The 20358-nt window shown below is 60.0% G+C and carries 16 protein-coding genes and 4 pseudogenes; 19 read left to right on the top strand and 1 reads right to left on the bottom strand.

The window, feature by feature from the left end:
* The 13 genes and pseudogenes from IVB27_RS31075 to IVB27_RS31015 form a co-directional block, all read left to right on the top strand.
* Nucleotides 1–1124, top strand: a 1124-nt coding sequence (locus IVB27_RS31075; protein ID WP_247446659.1) for a transposase, incomplete at its 5' end; no start/stop codon positions are given.
* A gap of 315 nt (nt 1125–1439) precedes the next feature.
* Nucleotides 1440–1902 (top strand): annotated as a pseudogene (locus tag IVB27_RS31070) (DUF2840 domain-containing protein).
* Nucleotides 1899–2413: pseudogene (locus IVB27_RS31065) on the top strand (S26 family signal peptidase). Before IVB27_RS31070 ends, IVB27_RS31065 begins: the two co-directional pseudogenes overlap by 4 nt.
* Nucleotides 2414–2419: 6 nt before the next feature.
* Nucleotides 2420–3112 (top strand): lytic transglycosylase domain-containing protein, encoded by a 693-nt coding sequence (locus IVB27_RS31060; RefSeq protein ID WP_345946946.1) that lies wholly within the window; start codon nt 2420–2422, stop codon nt 3110–3112.
* Between the two features lie 390 nt (nt 3113–3502).
* The gene (locus IVB27_RS31055; protein WP_247339239.1) at nt 3503–4594 is read left to right on the top strand and encodes an IS110 family RNA-guided transposase; all 1092 of its coding nucleotides are present in this window, start codon (nt 3503–3505) and stop codon (nt 4592–4594) included.
* A gap of 82 nt (nt 4595–4676) precedes the next feature.
* Nucleotides 4677–4913 (top strand): hypothetical protein, encoded by a 237-nt coding sequence (locus IVB27_RS31050; protein WP_247446658.1) that lies wholly within the window; start codon nt 4677–4679, stop codon nt 4911–4913.
* Nucleotides 4914–5792: 879 nt separating this feature from the next.
* Complete coding sequence (locus tag IVB27_RS31045) at nt 5793–6023, top strand: DUF3363 domain-containing protein (protein ID WP_247339222.1); 231 nt, start codon at nt 5793–5795, stop codon at nt 6021–6023.
* Nucleotides 5912–6379: a DUF3363 domain-containing protein gene (locus IVB27_RS31040; RefSeq protein WP_247446657.1), complete on the top strand. Its 468-nt coding sequence runs from the start codon at nt 5912–5914 to the stop codon at nt 6377–6379. Before IVB27_RS31045 ends, IVB27_RS31040 begins: the two co-directional genes overlap by 112 nt.
* A gap of 153 nt (nt 6380–6532) precedes the next feature.
* Nucleotides 6533–7951, top strand: a pseudogene (locus IVB27_RS31035) (type IV secretory system conjugative DNA transfer family protein); the annotation flags it as partial.
* Between the two features lie 37 nt (nt 7952–7988).
* Nucleotides 7989–8408 (top strand): annotated as a pseudogene (locus IVB27_RS31030) (CopG family transcriptional regulator).
* A 530-nt stretch (nt 8409–8938) separates the two neighbouring features.
* Complete coding sequence (locus IVB27_RS31025) at nt 8939–9349, top strand: hypothetical protein (RefSeq protein ID WP_247406699.1); 411 nt, start codon at nt 8939–8941, stop codon at nt 9347–9349.
* Nucleotides 9346–9987 (top strand): SDR family oxidoreductase, encoded by a 642-nt coding sequence (locus IVB27_RS31020; protein ID WP_247406696.1) that lies wholly within the window; start codon nt 9346–9348, stop codon nt 9985–9987. The genes IVB27_RS31025 and IVB27_RS31020 overlap by 4 nt, the downstream gene beginning before the upstream one ends.
* Nucleotides 9988–10057: 70 nt before the next feature.
* Nucleotides 10058–11164 carry a nitrilase-related carbon-nitrogen hydrolase gene (locus tag IVB27_RS31015; protein WP_247446656.1) on the top strand — a complete coding sequence of 369 codons (1107 nt, stop codon included), beginning with the start codon at nt 10058–10060 and terminating at the stop codon, nt 11162–11164.
* A gap of 1011 nt (nt 11165–12175) precedes the next feature.
* Here the strand turns inward: IVB27_RS31015 and IVB27_RS31010 are convergent.
* Entirely contained in the window at nt 12176–12346 is a 171-nt protein-coding gene (locus IVB27_RS31010) for a hypothetical protein (RefSeq protein ID WP_247406690.1), read from the bottom strand.
* Nucleotides 12347–13404: 1058 nt separating this feature from the next.
* On the opposite strand from IVB27_RS31010, the gene IVB27_RS31005 reads away from it, so the two are divergent.
* The 6 genes from IVB27_RS31005 to IVB27_RS30980 all read left to right on the top strand — a co-directional run.
* A complete protein-coding gene (locus IVB27_RS31005) occupies nt 13405–13968 on the top strand; it encodes a hypothetical protein (RefSeq protein ID WP_247406686.1) in 564 nt (187 codons plus the stop codon).
* A 103-nt stretch (nt 13969–14071) separates the two neighbouring features.
* Nucleotides 14072–15367, top strand: a complete 1296-nt coding sequence (locus IVB27_RS31000; protein ID WP_345946943.1) for an MFS transporter — start codon at nt 14072–14074, stop codon at nt 15365–15367.
* A gap of 215 nt (nt 15368–15582) precedes the next feature.
* Nucleotides 15583–16797: a TlpA family protein disulfide reductase gene (locus IVB27_RS30995; RefSeq protein ID WP_247446655.1), complete on the top strand. Its 1215-nt coding sequence runs from the start codon at nt 15583–15585 to the stop codon at nt 16795–16797.
* Between the two features lie 538 nt (nt 16798–17335).
* On the top strand, nt 17336–18631 hold the full coding sequence (locus tag IVB27_RS30990) for a C4-dicarboxylate transporter DctA (RefSeq protein WP_247406679.1): 1296 nt from the start codon (nt 17336–17338) through the stop codon (nt 18629–18631).
* Between the two features lie 573 nt (nt 18632–19204).
* On the top strand, nt 19205–20125 hold the full coding sequence (trbB, locus tag IVB27_RS30985; protein ID WP_247446654.1) for a P-type conjugative transfer ATPase TrbB: 921 nt from the start codon (nt 19205–19207) through the stop codon (nt 20123–20125).
* Nucleotides 20122–20358 (top strand): TrbC/VirB2 family type IV secretion system protein (locus IVB27_RS30980; protein ID WP_247446653.1); only part of this gene is annotated, 237 nt, incomplete at its 3' end. The genes trbB and IVB27_RS30980, both read left to right, overlap by 4 nt.

The following is a 20358-nucleotide window of genomic DNA, read 5'->3' as shown; positions in this document are numbered from 1 at the left end:
GAAGGCGCGGTTGCCAGCCCTTTGCTGTGCCGAGCGTGATCGGTATCGACGACTGGGCCTGGCGGCGCAATCAGCGGTACGGAACAATCATCTGCGACCCCGAGCGGCGACGACCAATCACTCTCTGCCCGACAGAGAGCCCGCTACGGCACAGGCTTGGCTGGCGGGGCAGCCGCAAATTGCTGTGGTCGCGCGCGATCGCGGCGGTGGTGTACGCCCTTGCTGTAGCCAAGGCGCTCCCGCAGGCCACCCAGGTTGCTGACCGCTGGCATTTGATGGAGAACGCCAGCCACGCCTTCCTCGATGCGGTCGGCAAATCCATGCACCAGGTTCGTGTGGCGGTCGGCGCCGCCACAATTAATCCTGCCTTGCTCACTTCCGCCGAGCGCATCCAGTACGAAGGCTATCTACGGCGTGAGGACACCAACGCGGCAATCTTCAGACAGGCTGAGACGGGTGTCTCCATAAAGGAGATCGTGCGACTTACGGGACATAGCCGGGGCCTCGTTCGCAAAGTTCTGCGAGGTCAGCGAACGGATGTGTTCAGGGTGCGCGAGAGCTCACTCGAGCACCATCTGCCATGGCTCGACGCCCAGTGGGCTTCAGGCCATTATAACGGAGCCGACCTGTGGCGTCGCCTTAAGGTGCTAGGCTTTAGGGGCTCTGAGCGAGTTGTTAGAGAGTGGACGACACGCCGTCGGCGCGCCGAAACGCCCGATGTTCAAAGTATACAGCGCGTGCCGCCTGCCAGAACCATCGCCCGCCTGATGACCAATGGCCGCGATGCGCTATCAAAGTCTGAGACCGTTACCATCGCGGCGATCGAGAAGGGCGTTCCTCTGCTGGTGGAAGCTCGCGAAATCATCATCGCTTTCCACGCCATGATCCGCAAGAAGACTCACGTGGATCTTGATCCATGGCTGGAACGAGCATGCGCAAGTCTCGTCGCATCCTTCGCCAACGGCATCACCAAAGACAAGGCCGCCATCAACGCTGCGATTACAACATCTTGGTCTAACGGGCAGACCGAAGGTCAGATTACCAAGCTCAAGCTCGTCAAGCGTCAGATGTACGGGCGCGCCAAGCTCGATCTTCTTCAGGCGCGCTTGATCGGCGCTACATGATCACCAATGCACCAAAATTGCGTCAGAGCCAAAGTTGCAAGCCGATTGACACCTCCACCGCCGATCGCGGCACGCACCGCGCGTTCCGTTCGCGAATCGTTGTGAGCATTTTCGCAGCAGCACGGCCGGCGAGGGGCAACGGTCAGTACCCCGGCTAATCAGCAATCCTTCGGATTTCCTCTAACGGACCAAGCCGGAAACCGCTTCGCAAGCGACTGGCAACCGCGGGCCGTCAATCCTCGTCGGCAGAAGCCGCACAGGCTTCACCCCGGACAATGCTTACGGCTCCCCATTCCGGTCTTCGGGAGCGGCGGCATGAGAGATCTCACCGAAGTAGAACTGCTGTGGCTGGAGAAGCGTATCGAAAACCGCATTCGGTTCGGCCGCATCATCGAGGAACGGAAGATTGATCGCCACTGACGTGTGCTGTCATTCGCGCCAGGCAGCATCTTTGCTTTCGTTCGCTGGACGTCCAATGACTTTGGAACGGTCATTTCGCGGATCGACATCCTGCGCGCGGTCAGGCCTGGACAGCGCTGCTCGACCGTCCCCTATGTGACACCCGGTGGAGAGATTCTGCTGCGCCTGTCAGGCTGGCCGAAGGTCGAACGCTTGCTGCAAATGACCGATGCCGTTGAGGCACTCGGCATCGATCCCGCCGACGTAGCTCCTGATCATTGGCATCACGTTCATAACCGTCTGTCCGTCAACGAGAACCCGCGTTCATATAAATGCGCGCCACCAGGCTTGGCTTCACCGTCAGAAGGTGATGCGATGACGGGCCGCCTGATGATATTGACGACCACGTTTGCGGTTGCTGCCGCGCTCGTCTCCACGATCGCCATGCAGCCGCTTCCACTCTACATTTGGAACGCATCGGCAAGCGTTCCAATCGGCCTCTATGGCGTACGATCGGAGAAGCGCTTCCATCTCACCGAGCTGCTCGCCGTTCAGCCGCCTGAGCCGCTTGCGACCTTTCTCGACCTGAATGGCTATCTGCCGGTCGGCGTGCCTATGCTCAAGCGGGTCTTGGCGCTGCCAGGGCAGACCGTCTGCAGAAACGGACTCACGATTTCGGTCGATGGCATTGCGGTGGGTGCGAGGCGCGAGATCGCGATGGACGCGGCCGGCCGCTGCCGAAATGGCAGGGCTGCAGCGTCGTCGGCGACGGCGAACTCTTTCTCATGAACTGGCAGTCGGACGACTCTCTTGATGGCCGATATTTTGAATTACTTCCGGCGTCGGCCGTGATTGGCCGTGCGCTGCCGGTGTGGACCAGGGAGAAGTGAACGTGCGTGTTCCACGTGTTCACCCCGCCATTCCTCCGTTCGATCGATTGCGGGATCATTCCTCCATCCCGATCAGTGTCTGTGAGGCGACCGCGTGCAGCGGCAGTCCAGGGCGGCCGAATACCCGGCGCGGAGCAGCTTTACCGTGGACGGACGCGAGCGCGATGGGCATGCTTGGCCCAGTTGTGCGCGTGTGTTTTGGCTATCGCTTCGATACTGCTCATCTGCGCTGTGCCGTACGGCGCCGCTGTCGCGGAGAGCGCAGCGGCCGCGGTTCGAGCGGTCACTCAAACGAGTAACCGATTTGCAGCTTTCGTCGACGAAGCCTCAGAGCGCTTTTCAGTTCCGGTGAACTGGATTGGTTCAGTCATCAACATCGAAAGTGCTGGTGACGTGCACGCCAGATCGCCTAAAGGCACAATGGGCTTGACGCAAATCATGCCGTCGACATGGGCAGAACTGCGCGAGCGCCATAATCTCGGCAGCGATCCCCACGACCCGCGCGACAACGTTCTGGCAGGCACGGCATATCTGCGTGAACTGCTCGACCGATATGGTGGCCCGGCGTGTTTGCCGCGTACAATGCGGGACCAGCTCGCTACGAAGAGCATATCGCGGGCGGCGCATTGCCAGACGAGACGCAAGCGTATGTGGCCAAGCTTGCAACTCTGCTTGGCATCGAGTTGCCTCCGACGCTGACCACCGGCCGCCAGTTATCGACAGCTGCAACGTTGTTCGTCGCGCCATCCGATCGGATGAAGACACGCGATCGGTCGTCGGCGCTCATTCCTTCAAGCGGCGCCACGACCGCAATCTCGGCGCCCCATGTTTCGCCCCTGGTACCTCGGCCTATTGGCGTGTTCGTCCCTCGATCGATTTCGGGAGCGTCGCACTGACCAGGTGTGCGGGTTCGCAAGCCATGGCGTGCTTCAGCGAGCAATTGGCGGAAGGGGGAGAGCAGTGGGCAAACACGACGGCAGGACTGCCGCCCGTAATCGGTCTGCGCCGGGACGTGCGGGAGGCGATCAAGTGGCCTGCGGGATGAATGACGGGCACAATGCGCATCTACAGCAACGCGGGAGGCGCGCGATGGAATTCTTCTGTGGCTTGGACGTCGGCATGGACGAAACGGCAATCTGCGTGGTGGACGACACCGGCAAGGTGGCGCTGGAGGTGACAGTGGTGACCGATCCGGACACGATCAAGGCGGCGTTGAACCCGTATCTTGGCCGCTTGCGACGGCTCGGCCATGAGGCGGGCTCGCTGTCGCCCTGGCTGCATCCGGAGCTGCTCAAGCTCGGTCTGCCGGTGATCTGCCTGGAGACTCTCCACGTCCGCGCAGCGCTGAAGGCGCAGCGCAACAAGACCGATCGAGCCGACGCGCTCGGCATTGCCCACATCATGCGCACCGGCTGGTTCCGGCGCGCCCATATCAAGAGCGAGCCCTGCTACCGGCTGCGGCTGTTGCTGACGCACCGCCGCAATCTGAAGCGCAAGTTTTTGGATCTCGAGAACGCGATCCGTCACTCGCTGAAAGTGTTCGGCATCCGCCTGAACCGGGTTGGGCGCGGCGGATTTGCGCAAGCCGTACGCGAGGCGGTCGCGGGCGATGCGCTGGTCAGTGAGCTGATCGACGCCATGCTCAATGCGCGCGCCGCGCTGTGGAAGGAGTACTGCCGGCTGCTGCACGATTCGGTGGTCCGCCTGGTCGCCGGCCACGAGTTGTGCCGGCGGTTCATGCAGATTCCCGGTGTCGGCCCGATCGCGGCGCTGAGCTTTATGACCGCGGTCGATGATCCCTGGCGCTTTAAGCGCTCGCGCGACGTGGCGGCGTATTTTGGCCTGACGTCGCGGCGCTGGCAGTCGGGATCCTCGGTCGACGTCAAGGGTCGGATCAGCAAGGCGGGCGACGGCGACGTGCGGCGGGCGCTGTACGAGGCGGCGAGCGCGCTGCTGACGCGCTACAAGAAAAAGGACAGGGTCAAGGCCTGGGGGCTGGCGCTGGCGAAGCGTTCCTCGCACCGCAAGGCGACGGTGGCGGTGGCGCGCAAGCTCGCCGTGATCATGCATGCGACATGGACCGGCGGCACGTTCTACTGCGGCGACCCGGACGCGTCCGCGGCAGATCTGCGCGCCGAGCGGACTGCCAAGCAACGTAAATTGCTCGGGGCTTACGCATGAGCCGCCGATCCACCGACCGACCAACGACGCGGTGATCGCCGCGTCCTGAACATGGAGCTCCGCCGCTGGCGGATGAGGACTGGTGCAGCACAACGACGACGGAGCGCACGTTATCTTGCCTGCGACGGTGCATCTTCGGATGCCGACCGATCGCGCCGGATTGCCTGTGATGTGGCTCCGTCATGCCGATGGAAAGATGCGCCGCGACGGCATATTTTGTGCCGTCGCTGAGCGCGGAAGACTGCACGGCGCATCAGGACTCGTGACCATCGCGGCGCATCATGTCATGGCGTGGATCAGAGAGACTTGTCGTAAATGAGAAAGGGCGCGAGAATGGCTGAGATCAAGCAGACGACCCGACCGATTAAGACGGCAGGATAAAAGCCGCAAGGTGCGGCCGGTCGGTTGTGAGAGAAAGTGTATGGATTTCAATGATCGACTAAACATTGCGGCGACCTGGAGCAAAGTTCAGCTTTCCCCAAGGCGCTGTTCTTACACCGCTTTCGATGCCTTGCGGCGGCCGGAATGACGCGCGAGGATGATCTTCGGATCCGTCCCGGCTGTATCCGCTCCACGCGCGCGCCCCGGACAAAGCCGTTTGTGCCGCAGGTACTCACAGCCGCTCAGAAGGCCGGCGGCCTCTCGCGAGGCAAGGATGGCCATGGCGGAAAGGTTGGACGCGGCCGCGCCGCGAGCATCGCTGCGGCACGGCTTCTCAACGCCAGCGGCCGCGGTGCTATGGTCAAGGCGCGGGTGGTGCGGCGGATGCGTTCGCCGGGCGCGTTGCGCGCCCATATCGGTTACCTGCAGCGCGACGGAGTCACACGAGACGGCGCTCAGGGCAAACTATTCGACGCCGAGGCGGATGATGCGGACGGTTGCGCCTTCGTCACGCGTTGCGAGGGTGACCGCCATCATTTCAGGTTCATTGTCTCGCCTGATGATGCGACCTCGTCATCAGTCCCGGTTATATCGCTATGGGCTTGCGCGCCGGCGCCAGCGACCTTGTCATGCGCGAACTTGGCCCTCGTTCGGAGCTCGAGACTCGCCAGAGCCTTGAGGCGGACACGACAGCCGAACGCTGGACCACACTCGATCGGATGCTTGCCCGGGAAGCGGGGACGGCGGACGGCGTTATCAATTTGAGGTCCGAGCGGGATGCCGGGCGCGATCCATTGCGGGAAAGCGGATCGGGCGCATGCGGACGCTCGCGCGGCGCGGTTTGGCGGAACCTGCGGGCCCCGCCGTCTGGGTTCTGGCCCCCGATGCGGAGGCGAGGTTGCGCGCGCTGGGCGAGCGCGGTGACATCATCAGCGGATGCACAAAGCCCTCACGCGGGACGGCGCCAGCCGCACCCCCGCATGCTGGGCACTGGAGGCGAAACTCATGGCGAACCAATCGTTGGCCGTCTCATCGGGCGCGGGCTTGATGAAGGGCACAGCCTTTGCCGTTGTCGACGGGATTGACGGGCGTGTGCATCACGTGAAGCTTCCTGCTGTCGAGGCGGCCGGCGATGGGCCGATCGGTGGGATCGTGGAACTGCGCCGGTTTGCGGACACCCGTGGTCGAACACGGATTGCGCTCGCGGTTCGCTCGGAGCTCTTTCTGGACCAGCAGGTCGCGGCGGATGAAGCAACGTGGCTAGACCGGCAGCTCGTCGCGCGAGGTCCTGCCGAGCTCTCGCGCATTGCGTTTGGCGCCGAGGTCCGTGCGCACTTGAATGGCGCATCGATGTTTTGGCCGACCAAGGACTCGCCCGGTGCGATGGCAACAAGGTCCGGCTAAGCCGCAACGTGATCGAAAGCCTCCGCGACCGCGAACTCGACGTCGTTACACGACGGCTCATGGAGCAAACGGGGCTTCCGCACTTGTCATCTGATGTTAGGTGAGCAGATCTGAGGGGATTATCGTGGACGTCTGTCACTGGCGTCCGGGCGCTTCGCGATGATCGAGAAAGGCCTCGGCTTTCAGCTTGTGCCCTGGTCGCCTTCGCTCGAGCGGGAGTGGCCGCGTTCGCTGATCGTCCACGAAATCAAGCGCGAGAATTTCCAGTTGACCTCGGGATGGCGCGCGCGCCTTGGAGATGTAATCTTATTCGACCGACAAACACGGCAAGCGCCGCCTACAATTTGCGAAGTACGAGAAGCGCAAAATGTCTGCATATCCTGGTTGATCCCGAAGGGGCGCTCGAGCGCCGCAACCATTGGGAAAAACCAGCCATTCTCTGCTCGTCGGCGCTATCCTGCATGTCCTCTACCTGAAGCTGACAAGACACTTGCCGGGGCTCAACTTGGTGATCGCGTTCATCCCGTCGTCGCTTCAGCAGCGCGAGAGCTGCTCAACAAGAGCGAGAACGAGCGGTCGGGCGTGCTGTCGACCACAATGAGCTTCTTGGGCCTTTATCGCGATCCGGTCGTTGCTAAGGTCACCGCGCGGAGCGATTGGCGCATTCTCGATCTCGTCGACAAACCGCAGCCCGTTTCACTCTGTCTCGTCGTGCCGCCATCCGACATCGTCCACACAAAATTCCTGATGTGGCTCATCCTCAATCAGATCGGACGGCGCCTGACCGAGAGCCTGGATCCCGACCGGCGCCGTCAAAAGCTCCTCCTGATGCTCGACGAGTCATGCAGCTCTGGGCCGCCTCGATTTGTTCGAGAGCCAGCTTGCCTTCATGGCCGGCTATGGCATTCGCAGTTTCCTGATCACTCAGAGCTTGAACCAGTTAGAACGCGCCTATGGGCCGAACCACGCGACCTCGACAATCGTTACATCCGGATAGCCGTCTCCACAATGACGAGCGCACCGCTAAGCGCGTCTCGGATGCGCTGGAGACCGCGACCGAACTGCGCGCCATGAAAAACTATGCCGGGCATCGCATAAGCCCCTGGCTTGGACACTTGATGGTGAGCCGCCAAGAAACGTCCCGTCCTCTCCTGACGCCTGGCGAAGCCATGCAGCTCTCATCGGAAGAGGCGATTGTGATGGTGTAGGGCCTCCACCCGCTGCGTGCCACCAAGGTTCGTTATCACGAGGACCCGCAATTTCAGAAGCGAATCTTCAAGCCCCTAAAGCAGCAACAATTCTCTTGTCCTCGCGCCCGGATGAGGACTGGTCGGGGCGCCCACCCCCTGCGCCCTCGATCGAACTGCTTGCGACTCGGCAGCGAAAGCATGGCGACCCGAACGGGTGGCTCCGGCGCGAGCCAGAATTGCCGCAGCACGAGGAGATCGAAATCAAGGCACCGCTCGCGGAACATGAGTTCGATGCTGGTCCCGTGAGCCCGACGCAGATGCGGTCCAGGCACAAGCGCTAGGCCGCGTAATGCAGGGATTAGCGCGCGCGACCAGCCTCGACCTGACGATGTCATGGACCTCTGAGTGGGGACAAATCGGTGAAAAAGGTTCAGCTCAGTATCTAACTTGATCCGCAGACATTCAGGACCGTTGATGTCTTTGCGGAGCGTCGTGGCCAGCCCAAGTCGCTGGTCGCAGCAGCCGCGATCGCGTCATTTCTTTCGCCTGACAATTCCGACCGACGCGAGGCGGCTATTGCCAAGCGGCTGGATCGCATCGCACGGCTGCTCGAGCGTCTCGAACGCAATGACAGCATCACGCTCGAGACGCTCGCCCTTTTCGTTCGCTTCTGGTTGACATCGCTGCCGACATTACCAGAACAATCCAGTCCAGCCGCTCGCGCCAAATGCGCCGAACGCTATGATCGATTCGTTGAAGCGCTTGGCCGAAGGCGTTCCAGCGGATCAACCGTTCTGAAAGAGGTGAGCTTGGATTCGAACGCCGCAATTCCAGAGTAATTTAACAATCGTCGGAGCAGGCGGACGATGCAGGACTACAAGGGAACTTGCGAGGGTGCTCGCGCCGAGTAGTTCGGCCGCAGATAACGACAGGGCCAAATCGAACGGACCGAGCGCCTTAGATCGGGACCGACGGCAGATATCTGAGGGCTGGGAGGCCGCATGACATGAATGCTGAAATCTGAAGCGAGTTGAGACGAGGTACGGCCTGCATTCGAGCTGCCGCTCGATGGAGTAACGCTGCTTGCTTGAGCAAGCGGAAGCCTCTCCAGAGTTCCGGAAGCTCTTCTCAATAGTTGGCCTACCAGTTTTTGCGGATTGCATCGCAGGTCCTCTGTGTTAGCAATCCACGTTGCACGGTCTTAGTCTGCGAAATCCTGTCGAGAATGCGAGAACTTGCACTGCCCCCAACTTCAGCAAACTGGTGTAACGTTATCCGTTTACGTCAGATTGCCATGAGGCAACCGCTGAGACCGCCTGCAATATGTTTCCACAATTCCAGAGGAACGGAACTACATCGTCCACTTTCGATGGAAGGACAACTGGAGAAGCACATTGGCTTGGAGCCGTTGAATGAGGCCCAATCCCGCCGGATGGCGATGATGGCCAAGCATCCTCACACCAAGATCAATCTGATCAGCTCGCTGGCCTCGCGACAAGACGGCGTTACGCAAGCAGAGTTGCGCAAGGCCACAGGATGGAAGCTTGTCCCGATGCCCCTGATCGCGAAGCGGTGCAAGATGAAGCTGATTACCAAACGTGAGAAGGGCAGCGTCACTCGCAAGAACGGTAAGATCGCCAGCAAGAGCGGCCACTTCACCACGTACTACATGATGGCGCATCATTTGACTACGGCAGTTGCCGACGCGACTACCGACACAGTGGGCAGAAAGCCCTATCCGTCAATGCATAAGCCAAGTGATGCGGAAAACGCGTCATGAGCCAAAGGCCTGCAGGGAAACGCGAAGCTATCCCGACAGCGAGGCTCGGCTATTTTTCGCGCCGGCTATCCCGCTTCGGAGGAAAGCGCGAAACTGTTATAGCCCATTTCGATGCCAATGCCGAAATTGCGAAACTCGGCTCGCTCGCGCAAACAACTCAGCAGAGCGTTGACGTCTTCGTCAATTTCCCCGGATTCTATTTCAATACTCACAAGGCGCTGCCTCTCGCGCGCAACCCGAGCGAGATCGTCTTCACGGCTTCTTCGTCCAATCAGGTCGGAATCGCGGGAACATCGGTTGTGTCGGCATCCAAGGCCGAACTGTGCCACTTGACGCGAGCCCTTGGCACCCAACTGATCCGCCGAAGCGCTCGGATAAACGCCGAGAGCTCGGGCGTCACCGAAAGTCCGCTGTTTAGAAACATCGGCATTTCCGAGACCAGCGTGCAAGACCGCGGAACGGTCCCGCTGGAGCAGATAGCCGCGAAACACTTCGGTAAGCCACGGAAGATCGCGGCGCGTGAGCTTCCTCGCTTTCGACGACGCATCCTACATCACCGGCATCGACGTGGCTGTCGATGGCAGACGCATACAGCCCTGAGTCCAACAAGCCCCCATGGGCTCGAAGAGCCCCCGTGAGAGTCATCCGTCATCCTCTACACCAGTTGCAGTGCAACGCTCGGATACTCACAATGTGCAGAAGAAGAGAATGAGAAAAATCGTTAAGGCAGCCGCCGTACAGATCAGCCCCGTGTTGTACAGCCGAGAGGGGACAGTCGAGAAGATCACCAGAAAGATTCGCGAATTGGGCAAAAAGGGGGTGCGTTTCGCCACGTTTCCCGAGACCATCATTCCCTACTACCCCTATTTCTCGTTCGTCCAGCCGCCCTTCACGCTTGCCAAGGAGCATCAGAGGCTGCTTGAGCAGTCCCTTACGGTACCCTCTGCGGAGACGCATGCGATCGGTGATGCGGCCAAGGACGCCCAAATGGTCGTTTCGCTCGGCGCCAATGAGCGGGACGGAGGATCGATCTATAACACTCAGCTCCTGTTCGATGCGGACGGCACGCTGATCCAGCGTCGCCGCAAGATCACCCCCACCTATCATGAGCGGATGGTCTGGGGCCAAGGCGACGGTGCCGGCCTTCGCGCCGTAGACAGCGCCGTTGGCCGGATCGGCCAGCTTGCGTGCTGGGAACATTATCTCCCGCTGGCAAGATACGCCTTGATTGCCGATGGCGAGCAGATCCACTCCGCGATGTACCCCGGCTCAATCTTCGGCCCTCTTTTTTCCCAGCAAACGGAAGTGAGCACCCGACAGCATGCCCTTGAATCGGCCTGCTTCGTCGTCAGCGCAACCGCATGGCTCAACGCCGACCAACAAGCCCAAATTGCCAATGACACGGGCGCTGCTATCGCCCCGATTTCCGGCGGTTGCTTCACGGCTATCGTTGCCCCCGATGGTCAATTGATAGGCGAGCCCCTGAAGGAAGGTGAAGGAGAGGTGATTGCCGATCTCGACTTCATCGAAATCGACGGGCGCAAGAGAGTGATGGATGCAAGCGGTCACTACAGTCGCCCTGAACTGATCAGCCTCCTGATCGACCGAACACCTTCTTCGCACGTCCATGAACGGACTATTCCTCCGAGGAGCGTGGCGACTGCCGGCCTTCATCGCGAGGCCGTGCTGCGGACGCCTCTTGACATTTTTTGGTCCTCCCCGCCCGAGCCGGAGATGGCGCATCCCCGCTTCGACCCGAACGGCCGGAGATCAGGTAATCGCCCGAGAGTCACGTGCGCAAAGAGAAAGAGCTAGTTTGCAGCAGGGCCATGCGGGCCGCTTGGCATGATCCAGACCGATTCTCTATTGGAAATGACTAGCTGCGGAGCCTCGCCAATGACCTTCAGCCTACAGCGCACCCGGTCACTGCAGCGGCAAGTTCGCTTCAGGTGTTCGAAAAGTTACGCTGACCGCCGCGCCCATCCTTGCCGCGCCCCGCCTTGAGATCTGGATGTTGCCTCGATGAGGACCCGCTCATGTTGGGAGCCTACATCGTCAGCTCGAGACGGCTCGTCACGGCAGGTCTTTCCGAGTGGCGCCAAACGGCGGACAGATCAGGTCCAGGCGATCCTCGCCGGGGAAGCTGGCGGCTGAAGGTGAACGCGCACTCAAGCTATGTGATCTCCATGCAAGGGCAATCCTGCGCAACACGAGCGCCCATTCGGGTTAGGAATTTTATGGAGGACGACAAAAACCAGATTACTCGCCGAGAAGGTGCCCACGGTTGCGCTCAACGATCCGGACCCAGCCCGCGGCTCGAGAAATGGGCCAAAGAGTACGAAAAGCTGTGTCCTGGACCCGGCCTCCAGATGCGATGAAAATTCATAACTGCCGCCGCACGGTGCTCTGGAAGGCGCTGGCACGCTCCCAGTAAACAACCGCACTTTCAGGGCGCAGTATCCAGGCCTATGCTGGCGGGATAGAGCAATCAGTACTTTTCAGGTGCCCGCGCAGACGGGCATGAACGTGCAGCAACTGCTGACGGGACTGGAGCAGATCGGTCCCGATACTCATCTACCGGTCGTTTGGCCGGCATGCTCCTCGGTCCATCTGGTGAATGCCTCCACCGGCAAGCTGTGACCACAGTGCTTCTGAAGTGCGGTGAGGGCAGTCGACGGGTGCCATCCGGCATGCTCACTCCGGTTTGGGTGCGCATCCTTTCCCGGCGTAGTTCGCGTACCATCCCTGGAAAATGCAGCGCCTTGGAGGGGTGATGCTTGCTGCCGCTGCAGGCGTCGCAGTCGCCCTCGCTGCCGGCGCTCTTCCTCAAGCTTCGCCACCATCAGAAATGGCGCTTACGGCTGGCACCGTGCGGTGCAGAGGCAGCGTGCGTTGAATATTGCGGCTGGCCGGCGAAGGTTTCCCCAGCTTAGCATCGTATTTCTCGGCCAGCACCAGAAGCCGCTTTCGCGTGAACGGATCGGCCTGATCAGCCATCGTGGGCCCGCTTTGCAAAGCTCCTGTAGAACTCGACATCCATGATGTGCCCTCACTCAACGCCACCAGGATTTGCGCTTAAGTACATCGGCGGCTCCGATGCCAAGGCGGGCGAACAGGGGGGCCTTTCGCAGAATGTTCTGCAACGCGGCTGTAGCAGCCGATTTGGCGCAAGTAAGCTCGCCGTCGGCAGGGGCAATTCACATGTCAGTCCTCCATCGATCCGGAAGCGACGCCCGGGGTGCGGGCGGACCGATGAATCGCGTGGCTGGCGAGGACCGGCACAACGAGCGCTACGTCTGCAGCCATAACCAGGGGGACCCGCTGCGCGATCCACCCGCCTGCCAGTGCGACCGACAGTTCCCCTGAGGCCTCCTGACAAGTGAGTGGTCGCACTGGGCCTGCTTATACGTTTGAACAGCCGTAGGACGGGCTCGACGTGCGGCACGCGAACGGGTGTAAGTCCTATCGCACGCTGGTGATGCATGCCGGAAATCGGAGGCGCGGGTGTATTTGGTCGCGCGCATGAGCTGGTGCGCTTCTTACGAGGCGCATCACCGCACAGGGAATAAGGCCGGTGCGTCCGCGCGGGTCGTTCGCGACCTCGAGGGCGCGAGGGCGCATCTAGATTGCGCCTGCGCCTCGTTTTGGATCGGTAACTTTGTCGATTTGACGTAAGGGTGCACGCACCGTCCGCGAAATCGCGCGTCTATCGGCGACCTGACTGTCTAGAGGCACAAGAGGCTACGACGTCTGGCGCTGGTCTTTAGGAATCCGCCCCTTCTTTCTTTCGGTACGCCAGGCTGCGACCAGAATGTCCCCGCGGTTGAAGCGGCATGCGGTCTCGGCCCTTTTGTCGTGCGTCATCGCAGGGCGATTCATCTGTTTCGACCAAACATCCAGACCACGCGCGAGCAAGCGCAGGCGGTGTGCGGTCGCAGAAAGAAGGAAGCTGGAGTATGCAGATTAGCGGCGGGCGCCGGGAAGAACCGAGCTCAAGTCGGAATGAAGCTGAGGTGGACGCGCAGCCGAGTCCAAGCGAAGCTCAGCAGACCAGAATGATAACAATTCAACTTTCTGAGTGCATTTTCCAGCGACTCGAAGCCGCGACTGACCGCCCTGGTATGGGCAAGAGCGTCGTCGTCGAGGCGGCACTTGAGCGCTTCCTGGATCCGGCGCCGCGTATAGAGGGTCTGGTTTACGAGGCGATCGAGCGAACGAATAAGCAGGTGCTCAGTCTGCGGACGGACCTTGCGGTGATCGCGGAAACAGTGGCCCTCCATGTGCGATACCACCTCACGCTGACGCCGCCGATGCCGCCATCCAAGCAGGACGAGGCGTGCGTACTGGGCCTCGAGCGCTTCAAGGCGTTTGCCGAGCAGGTCGATCGTCGCGTACGGTTTGGCCGGCCCTTGCTGCAGGAGGCAATTGATAGCTCGGGAAGTTCCAGCCGATCAGGGCCTGAAATGGGCGGCGGAGCGTCACGCGCCGTTCCACGAGCGCCAGTTGAAGAAGAAACCCACTGCGTGGCCGTCGTAGGTGAAAACTCAAACGCGGGTGCTGTCGCCGAGGAGGGCGGCAGCAATATCCACTTTCGACAGCTGCCAAACGCCTTGTGTTAAAGCCAGTGGCCGCGTTTCGAGCAACACGCGCAGCGATGCCGCTCGGCTGAGATCAGGCGAGAAGCCGGTCAATCGGGGTTGGAGCTGGCGGATCATCTCTTGCGTGTTCCTTCCCTTTGCAGCGGGATGTTATCTTTCCTACCTGTTTCGGATGATCAACACGCTCATTTGTGACCGCCTTGCCTCTGAATTGGAGCTTGGTACGGCCGATTTGGGGCTGTTGGGCTCGATCTACTTTCTAGTCCTTACCGGCAGCCAGATTCCGATGGGCATGCTCTTGGATCGCTTCGGTCCGCGCCGAGTCCAGGGTGCGCTCTTGCTGCTGGCTGCCGCAGGCGCTGCGCTTTTCGGACTATCGAATGGATTTCTGTCGCTTCTGATTGCTCGCGCGATGATAGCATTCGGTACCGCAGCTTCCCTCATGTCTGGCCTGAAAACAGTCGTGCTCTGGTTTCCGAGAGAGCGCGTGGCGCTCATCAACGGCTGTATGATCATGCTGGGTGCACTGGGCGCGGTAACGGCAACCGCACCAGCCGAGGCATTGCTTAACTGGATAGGCTGGCGCGGTCTATTTGAGGTGCTTGCCGCATCCAGCGCCTCCGCGGCCGCTTCGATCTATTTTTTGGTTCCAGAGCATGAGGCAACTGCGAAGAGCCCTCCAGGGACAGTCAGCCTGAAGACCGTCTATACGGATGGGCGGTTCTGGAGAATTGCGCCGATTTCTTCAACATGTATCGGGTCCGCGTGGGCCCTGCAGTCCTTGTGGGCAGCGTCCTGGCTGAGCGATGTGGAAGGGTTGGATCGAACAAGCCTTGTCACTCGATTGCTCGCAATGGCGATAGCCCTAAGCATTGGCGCATTGCTGCTCAGCGTGGTCGCCGATTCACTGCGCCGGCATGGCAAGAACATTGAAACGTTGCTCTCAATCGTAGCTGCTGTGTTCATTGCAGCCGAACTCGCGCTGATATTGCATCCGCCATTTCCGTCGCTACCGTCGTGGATCGTTGTGGCGCTGGTCGGATCAGCAATCGTCCTCAGCTACGCGATCATCGGAGATTACTTTCCGGCCCAACTGATCGCGCGCGCAAACGGCGTGCTCAACGTTCTGCATTTCGGGTGGGCTTTCCTCGTCCAGTACGGGACGGGGTTAATTCTAGAGCAATGGCCGGTAAAGGACGGACACTACCCCTCAATCGCGTATCAGACGGCGTTCAGTATGAATGTTGTGCTGCAGCTGGTCGCTCTAGTCTGGTTCATCGCCCCTTGGTTCAAAGAGTTGAATTGGAAATCTGAGATCGCCGTCAAGCGCAAGCCGACGGTCCAAAGCAGGTCAGTTCACGTCATGATCCCGAGCGCCGAAATGGTTATCCTGGAAACCGATCAAGATGTGGAGTGGTGAACTCGGCCTTCTGCCTGACTTCCCGCCTCGTCGGTCTGCGTCAAGAACGTCCGGCCGACTGATTGCCTGAGAAAGCTCCAAGCAGCTGGTCGGATATGCGACATGCGTCGCAAGGTCGACAGGAATGATACGAAAAATGCGTAATATCAATGAGCGCTGGCTGGCATGCGACTTGCTGTTGTTCTCCGCAGAGCCAGGTAAAGCGAATTTGAGCAATGACCAGTGTGACTGAGAGCGCAAGTCAAGTCGGTGCGGAGAATGTGCTGAGAGTCGGTTCGCCGGCTCCCTCCATCAAAGTTGAGGACTGGCTACGTGGCCAACCCCTTACAAAGTTCGAACCTGGGAAAATATACATCATCGAGTTTTGGGCAACGTGGTGCGGACCATGTATCGCCTCAATGCCGAATTTGGTGACCCTGCAAAGCAAATACAGGAGCAACGGAGTTGAGGTGGTGGGCATCGCGGCTCACGAACAAGCTTCGACGGCAGATGAAGCGAGAGCCAGCTTGGACGCTTGGTTGACGAAGAGCTTGCCAGATCTGAACTTCGCGATCGCATTCGACTACTCCGGCGAAATGAACAACCTTTGGATGGATCCCAGCTTTTCTGTCGGGATTCCCTCGTCATTCGTGGTCGATCGTGACGGCCGCTTCGCCTTTATCGGCCATCCGACGCAACTCGATAACTTGTTGCCCAAAGTTCTGAACGGCTCCTGGGCAGTGAGCGACGAAGCCAAAGCCCTGGATGCGGAGAGGATAACCACGGGCAGACGCAGAAAGCGCGAACTATCGCAGAAGCGAGCGCTGGTGGAACCGATCTTTGCCAGACTTGAAGCCGCCATGAATACTAAGGATTGGGCGGCAGCCCTTTCAGGGGTTGAGGAGGCACTCGCTGCGATGCCGGACGATGTCACCTTCCGTGGGCTTCATGCGGAATTGTTGCTTCACAAGATGCGCGACATGCGGGCCGGCTTGGCGGTATTGCGCCAATTGGTTCGCGATGCGATCGACAAGAAATCTGTGGTTTGGATGAGCGTGGCCATCCGCCAACTCTTCGACCCCGCGAAAGACTACTCCGGTTTCCCACATGCCGAGCGCTTTGCCATGGGCAAGGACCTCTCCGAACACATTCTCGCGGCGAATCCGCCCCAAGGCAGCGAGGGCGCGAAGTTCCTCTCGTACGGGGCGGTCGCTCGGTACTATTACGAGACCGGTAACAGGAATCGCGCGATCGAATTGGTCGAGGTGGCGCTGAAATGGCTGGATGCAGCGCCTGCCTCCGATGTAGCGAAACGGGATCTCGTGCAGTGCTCCCTCCAGGCCTTGGCGAGCTACAGGAGTGAGAAGCTCTGTTACGAGGAGTGTTGTTCGGCACCGCAAAACACAGCTCCCGAAAAGGCGGAACCGGGATCGCCAATGGAGGCAGCGTGAGCAATGCTACTGGCTATGTCTTCTCGGCCCTTGTGGTTTTCGATCGAAGTCGATGCCTTTGGGAATGTCCGGGCATTCACCTGAAGCCAGGATAGGACGAGTGAAGGGGTGAACGCAGGCGCGCCGCACCACCACAAGTTCTTTACGGTGAATGTCTCTTCAACGCACGGTCGCTGTCCGGCGCGATAGCGGCGAGAATGCCTCAGGTGAAGAGTGGTCGCCGGCTGCTAAGGGTGGCGGCTTTTAGCATGCTGGTGGCATCTTCGAACAACCAAAAAAGATAGAAATGGGTGGTGACGCTGATGCATTCGAACTCTCAAGGAAGCTTTCTCAAGTTTTTCCCGCTGGTTTCAGAAGGGATTCAGGACTTTGTTTCGCGTTGGCCGCAAGTCCATTCGGGAGATGCGGCTACCGGTGGCAACGGACGGGGCTTTTTAAAGCGGTCAGTGCGCTGTGCGCGCCGCGCTAAGGGAGAACTGAGCGAAGCCGTGCCTTCATTGTCACCCCGCTTTGGTACCACGGCGCCGGGTCGAGCGTGATGTACAATCACCGCCAGCGCCGCTCTGTTAAAGTCGCCGCCCTGTTCCAGCCATCTGGCCCCTGGTACAATGTTCTTTATATCCAGGTACTCATCGCGATCCTGATTGGCGTTCTCGTTGGCTGGTTGTGGCCTTCTGTGGGGACGAACAGCTGGGTCAAAGCGCTTGGTGACGGATTCATCAAGCTGATCAAAATGGTGATCGCGCCGATCATCTTCTGCACTGTTGTGTCCGGAATTGCGCATGTTCAGGATGCACGAAAGGTCGGCCGAGTCGGCGTCAAGGCGCTGCTTTACTTCGAGATCGTGTCAACCTTCGCGCTGATCCTGGGTCTCGTGATGGGCAATCTCGTTCAGGCCGGTCATGGGCTTGCTCCCAGGGCTGACGCCGCGGCGGTAGCCAACTACGTCAAAAGAGCGGAAGGGCAGAAGGCGGTCGATTTCCTCCTCAATATTATTCCGGATAGCGTAGTTGGCGCTCTGGCCCGAGGCGACGTGCTACAGGTGCTGCTGTTTGCCATCCTATTCGGGTTCTCCCTGATGGCGCTTGGCCAGCGGGGTGAGCGGATGCGCAGTCTGGTCGACGATGCTGCACACGCGGTGTTTGGTGTCATTAGGATCGTAATGAAGGCAGCGCCAATCGGGGCGTTCGGCGCCATGGCCTACACTATCGGCGAATTCGGACCGTCCGCGCTCGGTAAACTCATCAGCTTGGTTGCTCTGTTCTATGTGACAGCCGGGCTCTTCGTGATCATTGTGCTTGGCCTGGTCGCGCGCTTGGTCGGTTTTTCTATTCTAAAGTTCATCTTCTACATCAAGGATGAGCTGTTGATCGTGCTCGGAACGTCGTCGTCCGAAAGCGCGCTGCCGCAGTTGATGGAAAAACTCGAACGGCTGGGCTGTTCCAAGCCGGTCGTGGGCCTGGTGGTGCCGACAGGATACTCTTTCAATTTGGATGGGACCAACATTTACATGACGTTGGCGACCTTGTTCATCGCGCAGGCGCTCGGGGTCGATCTCGACTTCGCCCAGCAGCTCACGATACTCGTTGTGGCGATGCTCACCTCGAAGGGCGCAAGTGGTGTTACCGGTGCCGGGTTCGTCACCCTGGCCGCAACGTTGACCGTGGTCAGTCCTGACCTCGTCCCGGGCATTGCGATCGTATTCTCGATAGACAAGTTCATGAGCGAGGTGCGCGCGCTTACCAACATCATCGGGAACGGTATTGCGGCGGTGTTTGTGTCGTGGTGGGAAGGTGAACTCGACCATGTCTCGCTACACGCGCAGCTCAAGTAGATCTGCGATTTCAGCTCGGCCATTGCGGACTAGAATCACTGTCTGAATGCCTGCATTCTGCGTCGGCAATCGTCGTGCAGTACTGGGCCACCCTGATTCCAGGGGGAATGGTGCAGGGTCATGCTACGCTCACGGTGGTGCACCAGACCAGCGTCGGCATTTGTGCCTGCTGCAGCCCGCCGGCTGATGTGGTTCATTATCCCACGTTTGAGCTTCCTCGAAAACTGGGAACTCAATCGTGCCCACGCGAGGGAGCGACATTGGTTCAGGAGAAGCAATGGAGGGTGAGCAAACACCGCGGCCGGGAAAGGCGTAAAAATAGTAAGCTCAGGACCATTGCTCATTGCTGATTTCTCGCCTCGCGGTCGAGGGGCCGGGGCGTCAAGCCGACGCTCTTTTCAAATGTTCCTTTCTCTACGCTAGACTACGAACAGCATATTCCCTTCGTTGCGGTAACACGCGATCTATCTTTTATTTGCCTTCAGATGAGGGCGCGAAAGCGGCCTCAGCAGCTTGGGGCAAATCGTGGCGATCCATTCTTTTGATTCAGAAGCGAACTTGCGCGGAGCGCGTATGCTGCGTACCGCGTTGGGGCCCGCCATCGCAGGGTTTTTGGAAGATCCGGCAATCGTCGAGGTGATGCTCAATCCCGACGGCCGGCTGTGGATCGACCGACTGTCGAGCGGCCTTACAGACACCGGAGAGAGCCTTTCGGCAGCGGATGGCGAACGAATCGTCCGACTGGTCGCGCACTATGTAGGAGCAGAAGTTCATCCCGGCTCGCCCCGGATTTCGGCTGAGCTGCCGGAAACGGGGGAACGTTTCGAAGGATTGCTGCCGCCGGTTGTTGCCGCGCCGACCTTTGCGATCCGCAAACCGGCGATCGCCGTGTTTGGCCTGAACGAGTATGTCGCCGCGGACATTATGAACGCGAGCCAAGCGAGCGCGCTTCGCAACGCGGTCGCCGCACGGAAGAACATCCTGGTTGCCGGCGGCACCTCGACCGGCAAGACCACGCTGACAAATGCGCTGCTTGCCGAGGTTGCCAAAGGTTCGGACCGCGTCGTCCTCATCGAAGATACCCGGGAGCTTCAGTGCAGGGCACCAAATTTGGTGGCGCTGCGGACCAAGGACGGCGTGATCTCGCTCTCCGATCTTGTGCGCTCCTCTCTTCGCCTGCGCCGTGATCGCATTCCGATCGGCGAGGTCCGTGGGGCCGAAGCGCTGGATCTTTTGAAAGCCTGGGGCACAGGACATCCCGGCGGCATCGGAACGATACACGCCGGGACCTCGCTTGGCGCGCTGCGCCGGCTCGAGCAGCTGATCCAGGAAGCCGTCATCACTGTCCCACGCGCCCTGATCGCAGAAACCATCAACGTCATCGCCGTGCTCTCTGGCCGTGGCGGCGAACGGCGGTTGAGCGAACTCGCCAGCGTCGAAGGCCTTGGATCATCGGGCGACTACAGCCTTTCGAACATCGGAGATCAGTCATGACCACACGATCGTCTCTCGGGCGCGGCTTCATCTCAATTGTGGCGTTCGCCAGCCTTGCCCTAGCCAGCGCGCCGGCCTGGGCCGCCGGCTCGAACATGCCTTGGGAGCAGCCGCTCAACCAGATCCTGCAATCGGTCGAAGGTCCGGTCGCAAAGATCATTGCCGTCATCATCATCATCGTGACCGGGCTGTCGCTCGCCTTTGGCGACACCTCGGGTGGTTTCCGTCCGCTA

Source organism: Bradyrhizobium sp. 197, assembly GCF_023073375.1.
Classification (GTDB): Bacteria; Pseudomonadota; Alphaproteobacteria; order Rhizobiales; family Xanthobacteraceae; genus Bradyrhizobium.
This window is presented reverse-complemented; position numbering and strand designations above follow the sequence as displayed.

What these genes read in the sequence shown, in the direction of transcription:
- IVB27_RS31055 (WP_247339239.1), top strand. Translation starts at nt 3,503, where the DNA reads ATGGAATTCTTCTGTGGCTTGGACGTCGGCATGGACGAAACGGCAATC.
- IVB27_RS31045 (WP_247339222.1), top strand. Translation starts at nt 5,793, where the DNA reads ATGCGGACGCTCGCGCGGCGCGGTTTGGCGGAACCTGCGGGCCCCGCC.
- IVB27_RS31040 (WP_247446657.1), top strand. Translation starts at nt 5,912, where the DNA reads ATGCACAAAGCCCTCACGCGGGACGGCGCCAGCCGCACCCCCGCATGC.
- IVB27_RS31025 (WP_247406699.1), top strand. Translation starts at nt 8,939, where the DNA reads ATGGAAGGACAACTGGAGAAGCACATTGGCTTGGAGCCGTTGAATGAG.
- IVB27_RS31020 (WP_247406696.1), top strand. Translation starts at nt 9,346, where the DNA reads ATGAGCCAAAGGCCTGCAGGGAAACGCGAAGCTATCCCGACAGCGAGG.
- IVB27_RS31015 (WP_247446656.1), top strand. Translation starts at nt 10,058, where the DNA reads ATGAGAAAAATCGTTAAGGCAGCCGCCGTACAGATCAGCCCCGTGTTG.
- IVB27_RS31010 (WP_247406690.1), bottom strand. Translation starts at nt 12,346, where the DNA reads ATGGCTGATCAGGCCGATCCGTTCACGCGAAAGCGGCTTCTGGTGCTG.
- IVB27_RS31005 (WP_247406686.1), top strand. Translation starts at nt 13,405, where the DNA reads ATGATAACAATTCAACTTTCTGAGTGCATTTTCCAGCGACTCGAAGCC.
- IVB27_RS30995 (WP_247446655.1), top strand. Translation starts at nt 15,583, where the DNA reads ATGACCAGTGTGACTGAGAGCGCAAGTCAAGTCGGTGCGGAGAATGTG.
- IVB27_RS30990 (WP_247406679.1), top strand. Translation starts at nt 17,336, where the DNA reads ATGTACAATCACCGCCAGCGCCGCTCTGTTAAAGTCGCCGCCCTGTTC.
- trbB (WP_247446654.1), top strand. Translation starts at nt 19,205, where the DNA reads ATGCTGCGTACCGCGTTGGGGCCCGCCATCGCAGGGTTTTTGGAAGAT.